The sequence below is a fragment of the Cyclobacterium amurskyense genome, assembly GCF_001050135.1.
Classification (GTDB): domain Bacteria; phylum Bacteroidota; class Bacteroidia; order Cytophagales; family Cyclobacteriaceae; genus Cyclobacterium; species Cyclobacterium amurskyense.
Map to the genome: position 1 here is coordinate 3,697,155 of NZ_CP012040.1, position 14,873 is coordinate 3,712,027.

Below are 14,873 nucleotides of genomic sequence, written 5' to 3' on the forward strand. Positions count from 1 at the left end.
TTCATTATGGAGCAATTGGACGATGACGAACTGGCTTTTTTGGACTACTTGTCTGAATATGTGACCCCACATAAAAAAGCTTTGATAGATAAAGTATTGGGGAATAGAACCAGGTACATTACCATGGTTTTGGAAAATATCTACAAGCCTCACAATGCCTCAGCCGTTTTAAGAACGGCTGATTGCTTTGGGATTCAGGATGTCCACCTTATAGATGGCAATGAAAGCTATGCGGTAAACCCTTACGTGACCAGAGGCGCTGCGCAATGGGTAGACTTACATAAATACGACAATGCCTCAGGAAACGCCACATCTGAGTGCTTTCGTCAACTTAGACAAAAGGGCTACAAAATATTAGCTACAAGCCCTAGAGAAGGAAGTTTACCTCTTAGTGAATTGTCCATCGATCAACCATTGGCATTGGTCTTTGGCAATGAACATGAGGGCGTGAGCAATGCCGCCATTGAGGCCGCAGACGGCTTGGTTCATATTCCTATGAAAGGATTCACTGAAAGTTTTAATATTTCCGTGAGTGCTGCCATTTGCCTTTATGCACTCCAAGAAAAGTTAGAAGGTAAGTCAGTCGAAAACTATTTTCTAAATAAAATGGAGAAAACCGTGTTGAAATACCGCTGGTACCAGGAGATTGTCAAACACTCCGCCGCACATAAGCGGGCATTTTTCAAGAAATAATAATGCCTTTTTCGATTACAATTTCAGCCTCGTTTTGATCGCATTGCTTTGACTTTCCCGATAGACTTGTTGGCCAAGTACTTGGCATATTCTAAAGTTTCCATACCATACATCGCTATTTTGCTCTCTTCATTACAGTGAATTCCAAAGCCATATCGCTTAGTCAATGGAGAGGCCCGAAAACAAGGTTGACCTTTGGAGAAAAATTCAGATTTCGCTTGGGCAAATTCTTCCTGGGTTAAATCATTTCTATTGGCAAAAACCTGAAACAAAACCTCATCAGAGGTGTATTGATAAGGTGCTTTATTCAATATTTCAAACTGCATGTTGGCTATCGTTTTCTTATCGCCTTTTAGGGGAGGAATTACCCCCATGTCCACCGGGCAATCTTCTGCAACCTCAATGAAAACGTTTTTGTAATTGGTCGTATGAATTTTCATTTCATCGTTGGTTTTATAGTACTTGTCCAAGGTTGGGGAACCTCAATATTTTGAAAAAGCAGTTTTTTGCGTAGCCATATGTTATATGGAATACTTAAAACCCGAAATATGCAATAGACATTCTAATACGTGCTGAAATCGCTTTAAAATACCCAATCGTTGCTGTTTTCAATTTCACCAAAGCGGTGCTATGCTAAAATCTCCAAACAGCCTGATTTTCTTGCGATTGCAACACTTCCCGTAAACACGGGACAGGCATCACCCCTGACTAACGTCAGGGCGAAGAAATTCTATTACATAATCCGGTTTAAAAATAATTTTTTTTTTTTCTAATCCATAGATTTATTTTTTTCCTTTTGATTATAACTATACACATTTATTTCCATGGATAGCCTTTGGGATCACCGGATGCATCATTTACTTCCATGGAGAAAATAATAAGATGTTTTTTTTAGTTTGGTGTGGCTTTTGAGTAACTAAATATACTTGTTAATAAGCTTTAAAATAGGTAAAGCGGTCGTTTGAGAAATATTTTCACCTTTCCGTAGGTTCAAAGCAAAAGATAAGCAAGGCCTACTCTTTTATTTACCCTGTCGAATTTGCATATTTGCAGTCCGTAAATCAGGAAAACGCCTTACTTTTGGTGGTCTGTGAATAAATCACAAGATGCCAGATAATTCCTATCGAGGGATAAGGGGGTTAATGGGTTTGAATACAGCATCGGTATAGCACCTTTTTTATTGTAGTTTATTGCAATGAAAACTTTGATTTTTGGAAAAGTAAGCGTTTAAAAACACCTGTTTGTAAAGGTGATTTATCATAAATAAAATGAATACATGTCAAGTATTGATAATGAGATTAAAGTAACATTTCCTGATAAATCTGTCAGGAAATTTGAAAAAGGAGTAAACAGTATAGTGATTGCGATGAGCATCAGTGATGGGTTGGCGAGGAATGTTTTGGCTGCCAAAATCAATGGTGAAATATGGGATGCCACGCGTCCTATCAATCAAGATGTAAGTATTGAATTGTTAACATGGAATGACGTTGGAGGAAAGTCCACCTTTTGGCATTCTTCGGCACATTTACTTGCAGAAGCTTTAGAGGATTTATATCCTGGTATAAAATTTGGTATAGGACCACCTATTGAAAACGGTTTTTACTATGACGTTGATTTTGGGGACAAGACCCTAGAAGGAGCGGAGCTGGAAAAAATTGAGGCCAAAATGATTGAATTGGCCCGACAGAAAAATGAATTTGTCAGAAAAGACATTTCAAAGGAAGAAGCAATTGCCTATTTCAAAGAAAAAGGAGATGAGTACAAGTTAGACCTTTTGGAAAGACTTGACGATGGAACCATAACCTTTTATGAGCAAGGTGGATTTACCGACCTTTGTAAAGGGCCACACATTCCGCATACAGGATTCGTAAAAGCGGTTAAATTGCTAAATATAGCAGGGGCATATTGGAGAGGTGACGAAAAGAACAAAATGCTGACCCGTATATACGGCATTACTTTTCCAAAGGCGAAGGAATTGAAAGAATACCTTTACCTACTTGAAGAAGCTAAGAAAAGAGATCATAGAAAATTAGGTAGAGAGCTAGAGCTATTTACGTTTTCAGAAAAAGTAGGCATGGGATTGCCTTTGTGGTTGCCGAAGGGAACCCTTTTGAGAGAGCGATTGGTGGCTTTCCTTAAAAAAGAACAAGATCATTCCGGCTATGAGCAGGTAATTACACCACATATAGGTCATAAGGCCTTGTATGAAACCTCAGGTCATTATGAGAAATATGGTAAAGATTCATTTCAGCCAATAACCACACCACATGAGGGAGAGGAGTTTTTATTAAAACCTATGAATTGTCCTCACCATTGTGAAATTTATAAATACAAACCAAGGTCATACAAAGACCTTCCGGTCAGGTATGCTGAGTTTGGAACGGTTTATAGGTATGAGCAAAGTGGGGAACTACATGGCTTGACTCGAGTACGTGGATTTACTCAAGATGATGCACACATATTTTGTAGGCAAGATCAGGTCAAGGAAGAGTTTGTAAAAGTTATAGACTTGGTTTTATATGTTTTCAAAGCCCTAGGTTTTGACAACTATACTGCACAAATTTCGCTTAGGGACCCTGAGAATATGGGTAAATACATAGGAGAAGAGGCTGCATGGAACAAAGCCGAGCAAGCGATTATCGAAGCAGCAGAAGAAAAAGGTCTAGACACTGTTACGGAGAAAGGCGAAGCTGCATTTTATGGACCGAAGCTAGACTTTATGGTCAAGGATGCCCTTGGCAGAAGTTGGCAGTTGGGAACTATTCAGGTAGATTATCAATTACCTCAGAGATTCGAATTGGAATATACCGGCTCTGACAATCAGAAACACAGGCCTGTGATGATCCACAGGGCGCCATTTGGTTCTTTGGAGCGATTTGTAGCTGTTCTAATTGAGCACTGTGGAGGTAATTTCCCTCTTTGGCTGGCACCTGAGCAGTTGATTATATTGCCAATATCAGAGAAGTATGCTGATTATGCAGCTAAGTTGAAGTCTGTTTTGGATGAAAACGGCATTACCGGTGATATTGACAATAGGGATGAGAAAATCGGTAGAAAGATCAGAGATGCTGAGGTTAAGAAAATTCCTTTTATGGTGATAGTGGGCGAGAAAGAGCAAGAGGAGAATAAATTATCCCTCCGTAAACATGGAGAAGGGGATATAGGTACTTTCGAATTGAACGCTTTTGTTGACTTCTTTCAAGGAATCATAAAGGAATCATTGAATAAATAACAAGAATATAATTTGTTGATTTTTAATATTTAAAAAATTATTAGATATTTGCAAATTGAAACTTTAAAAAACAACCATAACTATTTTGAGAGGAAAAAGAACGTATACTCCGAGACAAGAGGAACCATATAAAGTAAATTCAAAAATTAGGGCCAGAGAGGTCAGGGTTGTAGGAGATTTTGTAGAGGGAGGTAACGCAGTAATGGCTACTGATAAAGCGGTAGCTCTGGCTGAAGATAATGGACTTGATCTCGTTGAAATTTCTCCTTCCGCCTCACCACCAGTTTGTAAGGTGATCGATTATGCTAAGTTCAAATACGAACAAAAGAAAAAGCAAAAAGAGATCAAATCCAATGCAGCTAAAACTGTAGTGAAAGAAATTAGATTTGGACCTAATACTGATGACCATGATTTTGATTTTAAATTGAAACATGCCATCAACTTCCTTAAAGATGGGGCTAAAGTTAAAGCTTATGTCCATTTCGTAGGACGTACCATTGTTTTTAAAGAAAGAGGAGAGATGCTACTGCTGAAATTTGCTCAGGCTCTTGAAGATTATGGTCAGGTAGAACAATTACCTAAAATGGAAGGGAAGAGAATGAATATTTTCGTTTCTCCAAAGGCAGGCAAAAAATAATTCAACTAATATATATACGGTAATGCCAAAAGTTAAAACTAAATCAAGTGCTAAGAAAAGGTTCAAGCTTTCTGCGTCTGGGAAGATAAGAAGGAAGCATGCTTTCAAAAGCCACATTTTGACTAAAAAGTCTACCAAAAGGAAGAGAAATCTTACCCAAATGGGAGAAGTACATGAGTCAGATGAGGGAAGAGTAAAAGCAATGCTTAGAATCTAATCTTAAAATTCAACAGGTTATTTAATTCACCAGGCCTTTGGTTTACAAGTCTTATCAGAAAATCTGAAAGCACCAAAAGTCAAAAACTAAAAAAAACATGCCAAGATCGGTCAATTCAGTAGCTTCAAGAGCTAGGAGAAAAAAAGTATTAAAAGCCACCAAAGGTTACTTCGGAAGAGGGAAAAACGTTTGGACTGTAGCAAAAAACAAGTATGAAAAAGGACTTCAGTATGCTTACAGGGATAGAAAAGTAAAGAAGAGAGAATTCAGAGCACTTTGGATTCAAAGGATCAATGCCGGAGCCAGACAATATGGCGTTAGCTATTCTCAGTTTATGGGAATGTTGAAAAAAGCAGAGATAGATCTTAATAGAAAAGTGCTTGCAGATCTTGCAATGAATCATCCAGTTGCTTTTAAAGCTATTGTTGAAAAAGTAAAATAAAAATAGTGCAAACTATTATAAAAAAACCCTCTTTGGAGGGTTTTTTTATGCCCTCATTTTTTTTAAAGGGTTTATTTTTTGAAATTTTCCTTATATTACTTATGGTTTACCTATCTTTTGGGAGACTAATACCTGAACCCAATCATTGGCAATTAATGAAATGAGAACAGGTGTTTAACCATTAACCTTTAATTATAAAGGTAAGGTCTTTGTTTTCAGTGATTAAAGAGATGAATGACAAAAAAAAAGGTCTCTTAAAAATAAGAGACCTTTTTGTTGGTAGCGAGGAGGGGAGTTGAACCCCTGACCTCAGGGTTATGAATCCTGCGCTCTAACCATCTGAGCTACCTCGCCAATTGGGAATGCAAATATGTGAGTATAATCCTTGAATTGCAAATCAAGGGCCTAAAAAAAATATTACTTTTTACAACTAGAAATACAAAGGTCATGGAGAAAATTAAGTTTGTTTCAGATTATCAGATAAATAGCTCCAAAAAAATTATTTATCCTTATTTAAGCACAGCCAGTGGTTTGTCCCAATGGTTTGCCGATGATGTGTTAATAAATGAGGATAAGGTCTATAATTTCATTTATGACGGAGAGAGTCATTATGCCCGCGCTGTGATAATGCGGTTAAATCACCATGTGAAATTTGAATTCTTTGATCCTGATGAAGAGGAGGATGAAGAAACCGACCATCCTTTTATTGAATTTAAATTGGACGAAAACGAATTAACCCAAACCTTTTACCTGCGGGTAGTCGAATATGGTGATGCTTACGACGAACAGGAACAGCAATCTATTTGGGAAGGGTTAATTGGCTCCCTAAAAGAGATAATTGGAGGATAAAATGCTTTATAATTATCATTTTTAACATAATATGTTCAATTTTGCTTCGTCTTTGAAACACGGATTATGTAATAGGATTTATCACCCCTTATGATAGCCAGGGGTGATGTCTATCCTGTGTTTATGGGAGCTGTTGCAATCGCCAGAAAATCAGGTTGTTTTGAGATTTTATTATAGCACCGCTATGGTAAAATTGAAAACAGCAAGGAAGTGGCTGGTTTTGAATCGATTTCAGCACCTAATAGATTGTCTATTGCATATTTCGGTTAAACTGTGTGTATACAGGAAGGATTGTTGGATGATTTGTATTTGCAGGTGCTTCAAGGGCAGTGATGGCTTATTTACGGCACTGATAGGCAAGTTCAGGGAAATCAACAACAAACTGATTTTGGGATAATTTCTACACACAAAAGAATGGCGATGACCTATTTCGTGATAATAAATGAAAAGTAAAGGCGATTAATGAAAAAATTAGATAAGCTAGTACTGGGGTCATTCCTCAGTCCTTTCCTGCTTACTTTTATCGTGGTAGATTTTATTTTGCTTACGGTAAATATGCTTAAATACTTTGACGAGATATTCGGTAAGGACCTGCCTTTTATGGTCTATATGGAACTGATAGGTTATTTCGTTGTAAGTATTTCACCCATGGCCCTTCCTTTGGCTGTATTGCTTTCCTCCCTGATGACTTTTGGTAACCTAGGAGAGCATTTTGAATTGACAGCAATAAAAAGTAGCGGGATATCATTGAACAGGACCATGTTGCCCATTGGTGTGTTTGTGGCAGTTGTTACAGTGATGGCCTTTTTGTCCAATAATTTTATCGTTCCCCGAGTAAACCTTAAGACTTTTAGTTTATTGTATGATATCCGGATGAAGTCCCCAGCTTTTGATATCAAGGAAGGGGTCTTTTACAATGGCATTCCAGGTTATAGCATCAAGGTAAATTCAAAGTTGGATGAGGTTCGTCTTAAAGACGTTTTGATCTATGATCATACCTCAGGTCAAGGGAATCTTCATGTAATCACTGCCGACTCGGGAAGGATGGAACCCTTCTTCAATGACAGGTACATCATGTTGACCTTGTTTCATGGCAATAGCTATCAGGAAGGAACTGGAAGAAGAGGGGGGCGAGATATTCCGCAGTCTTTCAGTAGAAACAGTTTTGAAACCAATAAAATGGTTTTTGATCTGGACGCTTTTGATCTCAAAAGAACCCCGGAAAACCTTTGGTCGAATAGTAAGTCCATTAAGAATATTGGGGAAATTCGAGTAGATCTTGATTCTATGGACAGAGAACTTAATCATTGGTATTTTTTCAATTATGCCAATACAGAAGCCTCGTATAATTATTTTGGTAGGACCAGAAAGCTACTTCCGCCACAAGAAATAATAGATAAAAAGCAAGAAACGGATTCCTTGAAAAACCTCAAGTACCAGCAGGAATTGGAAAATGAGGAAAATGGGAAGCAGAATGGTTCGGATAGTCAGAATAAGACCATGGCTTCAAATGATTCAACCGGGGCAGTTAGTCCTGCCAATATTGTAGGAGATACGCTCAAAACCAAAACAGATAGTTCTTTAGCTTCTGTTACCCAAAAGAATGAAGCTTCCAAACCTGTCAAAACTAAGGATTCCGCCATCAATGGCAAGGACAGTCTTGGAAACGTAGCGTCTAATTCAGGCAGTAAAGCGGTTGATATGCGGGCGATCAATAAGAGCAGTAGCCTAAAATTAGAACAACCAGATTTAGTAGAACTCAATGCTGATCAGGAGAAACGATTGGATTCATTGCTTTTGACATCAAGATATAGGACATCCATGGCTTCAGTGGGATTGACTACAGCCAGGAATATTAAAAACAACTTCACAACCAATAAAGCCAGAGTCAATGAAGTGATGCGGCAATATCGAAGTTTCAAAGTGGCCTGGTACCAGAAATACACCCAATCATTGGCTTGCTTTGTTATGTTTATGATAGGAGCTCCTTTAGGGGCCATTATAAAAAAAGGAGGACTTGGAATGCCCGTATTGTTATCCATTATTTTTTTTATAATGTATTACATGCTGACCATTACTGGTGAAAAGTGGGCAAAAGAGGGATTGTCAGATCCAGTGTTCGGTACCTTTTTCTCTAACCTTGCCTTGATTCCTTTCGGATTGTTTTTTTTAAGGCAGGCAAGGAAAGATGCAAGATTATTTGAACCAGATTTTTATCAAGGTTTTTGGGAAAAGGTAGTGAAATTTTATCAGCAGAAGGTCCAAAGAAAAAAGTTAAAAGAAGATGTTTTATAAATTGAAATAAAACAGCTACCTTTGGCTCTGTTTTAAAAATTTTAACATCATATTTGACTAAGCATGTATTTAGCGAAAGAAGAAAAAGTAGAACTATTCCAAAATCATGGTCGGTTGAAGTCAGAAACTGATACAGGGTCTCCTGAATCACAAATTGCCCTGTTTACCTACAGGATCAAGCACCTGACTGAACACTTGAAGACCAACAAAAAAGACCATTCAAGTAGAAAAGGTTTGTTGAAATTAGTAGGTAAAAGAAGGCGTTTGCTTAATTACCTGATAAAAATTGATATTGAGAGATACAGAAATGTAATTGCTGATCTTGGTATCCGTAAATAATTACATGTAGGGTTCCTTGTTATAAGGAACCTTACTTTTTTACCTCCTTCTGTTATTAAGCCTTATTTTTAAAACTATACACTTTACATACTCAAAAGTATATGTTACCAAATACAATTTCAAAAACTATCACTCTTGAAGATGGTAGGGAAATAATCATAGAGACGGGTGCATTGGCCAAGCAGGCTGATGGTGCTGTCGTAATTAAGATGGGCAAAGCTATCTTATTAGCTACTGTAGTAACTAAAAAAGAAGCAGGAGATGGGGTAGACTTTCTACCTATGTCTGTTGATTACCAGGAGAAATTCGCTTCCTCAGGAAAAATACCTGGAGGATTTTTGAAGCGAGAAGGAAGATTATCTGATTATGAAATATTGATCAGTAGAATGGTTGATAGGGCTATCAGACCTATTTTTCCAGATGATTATCATGCTGACACCAATATTAGCATCACCTTGATGTCATCCGATGAAGATGTTTTGCCAGATTGCCTTGCGGGATTGGCAGCTTCAGCAGCTTTGGCTGTTTCAGACATTCCGTTTAATGGACCTATTTCAGAAGTTAGGGTTGCTAAAATAGACGGAGAACTTTTTATAAACCCTAAACCATCCGATTTAGAGAAGGCTTCATTGGAGCTGATCGTTGCAGGTTCAGAGGAGTTTATCCTTATGGTAGAAGGTGAAGGAGACGAAGTTTCAGAAGATGAAATGGTCGAAGCCCTTCAGTTTGGCCATGAAGAAATCAAAAGGCATTGTAAAGTTCAAAAAGAACTAACTAAGCTTGTTGGTAAAGAAGAAAAAAGAGCTTATAGTCATGAAGACAATGACGAAGCATTATTTGAAAAAATTAAAACAGAATTGTATGACAGCCTTTATGAGGTGGTCAGCAGACAAATTTCTGTTAAGCAGGTGCGTTCAGACTTAACGAAAGCCATTAAAGATGGTTTTGTAGAAAGCCTTGGTGAAGATCATGGATATGATGAGCGACTTATAGGAAGATATTTCAGTAAGGTTCATAAAGAAGCTGCTAGAAACTTCACATTAAACGAGAAAAAGCGTTTGGATGGAAGGCAGCCTGACGAGATCAGACCGATTTGGTCCGTAGTTGATTATTTGCCTTCTGCACATGGATCTGCCGTTTTTACCAGAGGTGAAACTCAATCTATCACTACTTGTACCTTAGGTACCAAGCTCGATGAGCAAATGGTAGATGGAGCAGTATTGTCAGGTTACAATAAATTCTTTTTACATTATAACTTCCCAGGTTTCAGTACAGGTGAGGTAAAACCAAACCGTGGACCAGGTAGAAGAGAAGTAGGTCATGGTAATCTTGCCATGAGAGCGCTCAAAAAAGTATTGCCAGCCCCAGCAGACAACCCTTATACCATCCGTATCGTTTCTGATATTTTGGAGTCTAATGGTTCCTCTTCAATGGCCACTGTATGTGCAGGTTCATTGGCGCTGATGGATGCAGGTATTGCTATCAAAAGTCCAGTAACAGGTATTGCCATGGGTATGATCTCAGATTCAAAAACCGGCAATTATACCATTTTGTCCGATATCTTGGGTGATGAAGATCATTTGGGTGATATGGACTTCAAAGTGACTGGTACAGCCAAAGGAATTACAGCATGCCAAATGGACCTTAAAGTAGAAGGCCTTGACTATGAAGTACTCAAAGAGGCGCTTTATCAAGCTAGAAAAGGAAGGTTACATATATTGGATGAAATTAATAAAACCCTTTCATCTTCAAGACCTGAATTCAAGCCGCATACACCTAGGTCTTATAATATGCAGATTCCTAAAGAACTAATAGGAGCTGTAATCGGACCAGGAGGTAAAGTGATTCAGGAAATACAAAAAGATACAGGAGCTACCATCATCATAGAGGAAGTGGACAATATGGGAAGAATCAATATCTTCTCTAATAACCAGGAATCTATGGATGCAGCCATTGCCAGACTTAAGGCAATTGTAGCTCAGCCTGAGATAGGAGAGACTTACACTGGGAAAGTGAAAAACATTATGCCTTTTGGTGCATTTGTTGAATTCATGCCTGGCAAGGATGGGTTGTTGCATATTTCCGAGATTAAATGGGAAAGACTTGAATCTATGGATGGAGTTTTAGAATCTGGCGAGGAAATTGCTGTTAAGCTTATAGATGTAGATAAAAAGACAGGAAAATACAAATTGTCCAGAAAAGCATTGTTGCCTAAACCAGAAAGAAAGGACAAGTAAGCTGGAAGGTCTCTGAATTTATAAGTCATATTGTAAAAAATGAACTATTCTTCAGGGAATATCTGTTATCAATGCGTTAAAAAAATAATCAATAAAATTGAATGAGGCAGCTTAAAATCAGTAAACAGATTACCAACAGAGAAAGTCAATCTCTGGATAAATACCTTCAAGAGATAGGTAAGGTAGATTTATTGACAGCAGATGAAGAAGTGGTGTTGGCTAAAAGGATCCGAGAAGGTGATCAGCTCGCCTTGGAAAAATTAACCAAAGCCAATCTTAGGTTTGTTGTCTCCGTTGCCAAGCAGTATCAAAATCAAGGTTTGTCATTGGGTGATTTGATCAACGAGGGTAACCTTGGTTTGATTAAAGCTGCCCAAAGGTTTGATGAAACCAGGGGTTTTAAATTTATTTCTTATGCCGTTTGGTGGATTCGTCAGTCCATTCTTCAGGCATTGGCCGAACAATCCAGGATTGTAAGACTTCCGCTAAACAGGGTAGGATCCCTAAACAAGATCAGTAAAACATTTTCTGAACTTGAACAAAAGTTTGAGCGTGAGCCCTCTCCTGAGGAGCTAGCTGAGGTACTCGAAGTTACCGCAGGGGAAGTTGTCGATACCATGAAAATTTCCGGAAGACATGTTTCTATGGATGCTCCTTTTGTACAAGGAGAAGAAAATAGTTTGCTTGACGTTTTGGAAAATGATGGGGAAATTAAGCCGGATGATGGCTTGATGAATGACTCCCTAAGAAAAGAAGTACAAAGAGCACTTTCTACGCTTACCCAAAGGGAAGCCGATGTAATTACTTTGTATTTCGGATTGAATGGAGAACATGCGATGACGCTTGAAGAGATCGGTGAGAAATTTAATCTTACCCGTGAAAGGGTTAGGCAGATTAAAGAGAAAGCCATCAGAAGACTTAGACATACCAGTAGAAGTAAAACTTTAAAACCTTATCTGGGATAAGTTATTTAGACAAAGTAGAAAATTTAAAAAGGGCGCTTTGCCCTTTTTTTATATCCCTCAAAAAAAATATTCAAGTCAGTAAACTTTTTTGTTTTTCTAATATGTTAATATTCGAAAGAATTTCGTTTTCGAATAAAAGTGAATAATTAATAAAACAATGAATCAGGAAACAGAAAATATAAAGGTTCTTATTATTGGATCAGGACCAGCAGGATATACTGCAGCTATTTATGCTTCAAGGGCTGGGCTTTCACCTGTAATGTATACAGGTATTCAACCTGGAGGTCAGCTTACCATTACCAATGATGTAGAAAATTACCCAGGATATCCTGACGGTGTTATGGGGCCTCAAATGATGGAGGACTTTAAGAAACAAGCGGAACGTTTTGGAACGGATGTGAGGTATGGTATAGTAACCGAAATGGATGCAAGTGAGCGCCCATTTAAAGTTACTGTAGATGGTAATCAAACTTTGCTTGCAGAATCTGTTATTATTTCTACTGGAGCCTCTGCCAAGTGGTTAGGAATTGAAAGTGAAACCAGACTAAACGGTAAAGGGGTTTCAGCTTGTGCTGTTTGTGATGGGTTTTTCTTCAGAGGAAAAGACGTTGCAATTGTTGGGGGTGGAGATACTGCTTGTGAAGAAGCGAGTTATTTGTCCAATATCTGTAAGAAAGTATACATGATTGTAAGAAGAGATGAATTAAGAGCTTCTCAAATCATGCAAAATAGGGTTATGAAAAACCCAAAAATAGAAATTCTGTGGAATCATGAAACAGTAGAAATCCTTGGTGAAGAGGAAGTTGTTGGAGCCAAGGTAAAAAATAGAATATCAGGTGAAGAGCGGGATTTGGATCTGGAAGGCTTTTTCGTAGCCATTGGTCATCAACCTAATACTTCTGTTTTTGTTAATCAGATTGATACAGACGAAAACGGATACATTCTAACCAAACCTGGAAGTACAAAAACCAATGTCCCTGGCATTTTCGCTTGTGGAGATGCCCAGGATCACGAATACAGACAAGCCGTAACAGCAGCAGGTACAGGATGTATGGCTGCCTTGGATGCAGAAAGGTTTTTGGCTTCCCAAGAATAGTTCTGAATCCATATGATTCTAAAAGAACGGTGGTTCCTCGTGTTTCTACTTTGTTCGTCTATCATTTTTGATATCACAGCACAGCATAGAAAAGTAGACAAGCAGAATAACAATGGTTTTGTCGAACAATTGCTTAAGGCTCCCTTAGGTGCAGATCTTTTTGATGCCGACCAATATAGAAATGACTTGGAAAAAGCTACGGACGCCTTGATCTTTAAGGATGATCTCAATCTTAAAAAACGTTTGTCATTAGTTAGTGAAAACACTGATACCTTTATTTGGGCACCAACTCATGTGATGGTAGAAGTGGCAGAGAAAGTATTGATAGATAGTATTTGGATTACGGCGTATGAATATTATGGGCTCTGGGACAGTCATAAAATCAATAGTTATGATTTTGATCCCAGAGATTTTAAAGACACCATACCTGTGAATTTGTACAATTCCTACTATGGTTCTGGATGGAGTGCTCCTTTGGACAAAACCAAAATTAATTCTGATTTTGGAATGAGACGTTACCGCTGGCACCATGGCACTGATTTGAAATTGAATGTAGGTGACCCGGTTAGATCAGTATTCGATGGGATAGTTCGCATCACATCCTATGATAGGTATGGGTATGGACATTATGTAGTGGTAAGACATAGAAATGGTCTCGAAACTCTGTATGGTCATCTTTCTAAGAAAGAAGTGAAAGTGGGTCAGGAAGTTAGCGCTGGAGATATTATTGGATTGGGAGGAAGTACAGGTAGGAGTACCGGTCCCCACCTTCATTTTGAAATTCGTTACCAGGGACTTTCAATAAACCCGATCGAAATTTTCGATTTTGATATTGGAAGAATTAAAGCTCCTACTTACAACATCACCGCGCAAAGTTTTGATCATGAAATCAAGATGAGGGAAGCCGTTTTCCATAGGATAAGGAGTGGTGATAATCTTTCTGTAATTGCTCGAAGATATGGGGTCAGGGTAAGCCAGATAACCAGATTAAATGGAATCAGTACCAGCACAATTTTGAAAATTGGGCGACGATTACAGATACAATAATAACTTTACAGTCATTTCAATATAAGAAAAATGAAATTGGATATTTTGGCTATTGCCGCACATCCGGATGATATAGAGCTTGCCTGTAGCGGTACCTTGGCCTCACATAGAGCCCAAGGTTATAAGGTAGGTATACTTGACCTTACGCAGGGTGAAATGGGGACTCGCGGCACACCTGAGATACGCTTACAAGAATCTGATGATTCAGCAAAAATACTAGGGCTAAACGCTAGAGAGAATTTAGGTTTTAAGGACATCTATTTCAAAGATGATTTAGCCCATCAGGAAGCCATTGCAAAGGTTATACGAAAATACCAGCCGGAAATAGTACTTGCCAATGCGATTAGAGATAGACACCCTGATCATGGTAAAGGAGGCAGTCTGGCTTCTCATTCATGCTTTATTAGTGGCCTAAGAAAATTGGAAACCGAAATAGATGGGGTAGCGCAAGAACCTTGGAGACCAAAATTTGTCTATCATTATATTCAAAATGAATACATTGAGCCAGACTTGGTGGTTGATGTTTCTGATTATTGGGAAATAAAAAAGAACAGTATTTTGGCATTTAAATCCCAATTCCATAATCCTGACTCTAAAGAACCTGAAAGTTTTATTTCCAGTCCAGAGTTTCTTGATTTTATAGAAGCTAGATCCCGTGAACTAGGGCATAAGATTAATGTGAAATATGGAGAGGGTTTTACTGTAGAAAGAGTAGCAGGAGTTAAAAATCTATTTGACCTTATTTAGTACAGTGGTCTAGCCCCATTACTTCCTGAGGTTTCTTGATTTTTGATCTCTTGATCAGGATGAAATAACTTGAAAAG

Annotated in this window: 14 protein-coding genes and 1 tRNA gene; 13 read left to right on the forward strand and 2 right to left on the reverse strand. The window is 38.2% G+C overall.

The annotated features are described in order from the left end of the window. Positions 1 to 6 precede the first annotated feature (6 nt). A complete protein-coding gene (locus CA2015_RS15260) occupies positions 7 to 693 on the forward strand; it encodes a TrmH family RNA methyltransferase (protein ID WP_048642679.1) in 687 nt (228 codons plus the stop codon). Between the two features lie 23 nt (positions 694 to 716). Here the strand turns inward: CA2015_RS15260 and CA2015_RS15265 are convergent, their stop codons facing one another. After that, positions 717 to 1,133, reverse strand: a complete 417-nt coding sequence (locus CA2015_RS15265) for a DUF6157 family protein (protein ID WP_048644556.1) — start codon at positions 1,131 to 1,133, stop codon at positions 717 to 719. 836 nt (positions 1,134 to 1,969) lie between these two features. On the opposite strand from CA2015_RS15265, the gene thrS reads away from it, so the two are divergent. The 4 genes from thrS to rplT all read left to right on the forward strand — a co-directional run bounded on the left by thrS (position 1,970) and on the right by rplT (position 5,221). Next, on the forward strand, positions 1,970 to 3,925 hold the full coding sequence (gene thrS / locus CA2015_RS15270) for a threonine--tRNA ligase (RefSeq protein WP_048642680.1): 1,956 nt from the start codon (positions 1,970 to 1,972) through the stop codon (positions 3,923 to 3,925). 85 nt (positions 3,926 to 4,010) lie between these two features. Beyond that, positions 4,011 to 4,562 (forward strand): translation initiation factor IF-3, encoded by a 552-nt coding sequence (infC, locus tag CA2015_RS15275; protein ID WP_084011801.1) that lies wholly within the window; start codon positions 4,011 to 4,013, stop codon positions 4,560 to 4,562. A gap of 22 nt (positions 4,563 to 4,584) precedes the next feature. After that, a complete protein-coding gene (rpmI, locus tag CA2015_RS15280; protein ID WP_048644557.1) occupies positions 4,585 to 4,779 on the forward strand; it encodes a 50S ribosomal protein L35 in 195 nt (64 codons plus the stop codon). Positions 4,780 to 4,876: 97 nt separating this feature from the next. Next, positions 4,877 to 5,221 (forward strand): 50S ribosomal protein L20, encoded by a 345-nt coding sequence (rplT, locus tag CA2015_RS15285; RefSeq protein WP_048642681.1) that lies wholly within the window; start codon positions 4,877 to 4,879, stop codon positions 5,219 to 5,221. A 277-nt stretch (positions 5,222 to 5,498) separates the two neighbouring features. Here rplT and CA2015_RS15290 read toward each other — a convergent pair. Continuing rightward, positions 5,499 to 5,575, reverse strand: a tRNA-Met gene (locus CA2015_RS15290). A 93-nt stretch (positions 5,576 to 5,668) separates the two neighbouring features. Here CA2015_RS15290 and CA2015_RS15295 point away from each other — a divergent pair. The 8 genes from CA2015_RS15295 (at position 5,669) to bshB1 (ending at position 14,796) form a co-directional block, all read left to right on the forward strand. Then, entirely contained in the window at positions 5,669 to 6,070 is a 402-nt protein-coding gene (locus CA2015_RS15295; protein WP_048644558.1) for an START-like domain-containing protein, read from the forward strand. Between the two features lie 462 nt (positions 6,071 to 6,532). Next, the gene (locus tag CA2015_RS15300) at positions 6,533 to 8,365 is read left to right on the forward strand and encodes an LptF/LptG family permease (protein WP_048642682.1); all 1,833 of its coding nucleotides are present in this window, start codon (positions 6,533 to 6,535) and stop codon (positions 8,363 to 8,365) included. Between the two features lie 63 nt (positions 8,366 to 8,428). Then, a complete protein-coding gene (gene rpsO / locus CA2015_RS15305; protein ID WP_048642683.1) occupies positions 8,429 to 8,704 on the forward strand; it encodes a 30S ribosomal protein S15 in 276 nt (91 codons plus the stop codon). 101 nt (positions 8,705 to 8,805) lie between these two features. Continuing rightward, on the forward strand, positions 8,806 to 10,941 hold the full coding sequence (gene pnp / locus CA2015_RS15310) for a polyribonucleotide nucleotidyltransferase (RefSeq protein WP_048642684.1): 2,136 nt from the start codon (positions 8,806 to 8,808) through the stop codon (positions 10,939 to 10,941). Between the two features lie 101 nt (positions 10,942 to 11,042). Further along, on the forward strand, positions 11,043 to 11,906 hold the full coding sequence (locus CA2015_RS15315) for a sigma-70 family RNA polymerase sigma factor (RefSeq protein WP_014021150.1): 864 nt from the start codon (positions 11,043 to 11,045) through the stop codon (positions 11,904 to 11,906). Between the two features lie 157 nt (positions 11,907 to 12,063). Beyond that, positions 12,064 to 13,002, forward strand: coding sequence for a thioredoxin-disulfide reductase (trxB, locus tag CA2015_RS15320; RefSeq protein WP_048642685.1), 939 nt, complete (start codon positions 12,064 to 12,066; stop codon positions 13,000 to 13,002). Between the two features lie 12 nt (positions 13,003 to 13,014). Continuing rightward, positions 13,015 to 14,049: a peptidoglycan DD-metalloendopeptidase family protein gene (locus tag CA2015_RS15325; protein ID WP_048642686.1), complete on the forward strand. Its 1,035-nt coding sequence runs from the start codon at positions 13,015 to 13,017 to the stop codon at positions 14,047 to 14,049. 30 nt (positions 14,050 to 14,079) lie between these two features. Beyond that, a complete protein-coding gene (gene bshB1, locus CA2015_RS15330; protein ID WP_048642687.1) occupies positions 14,080 to 14,796 on the forward strand; it encodes a bacillithiol biosynthesis deacetylase BshB1 in 717 nt (238 codons plus the stop codon). Positions 14,797 to 14,873 lie beyond the last annotated feature (77 nt).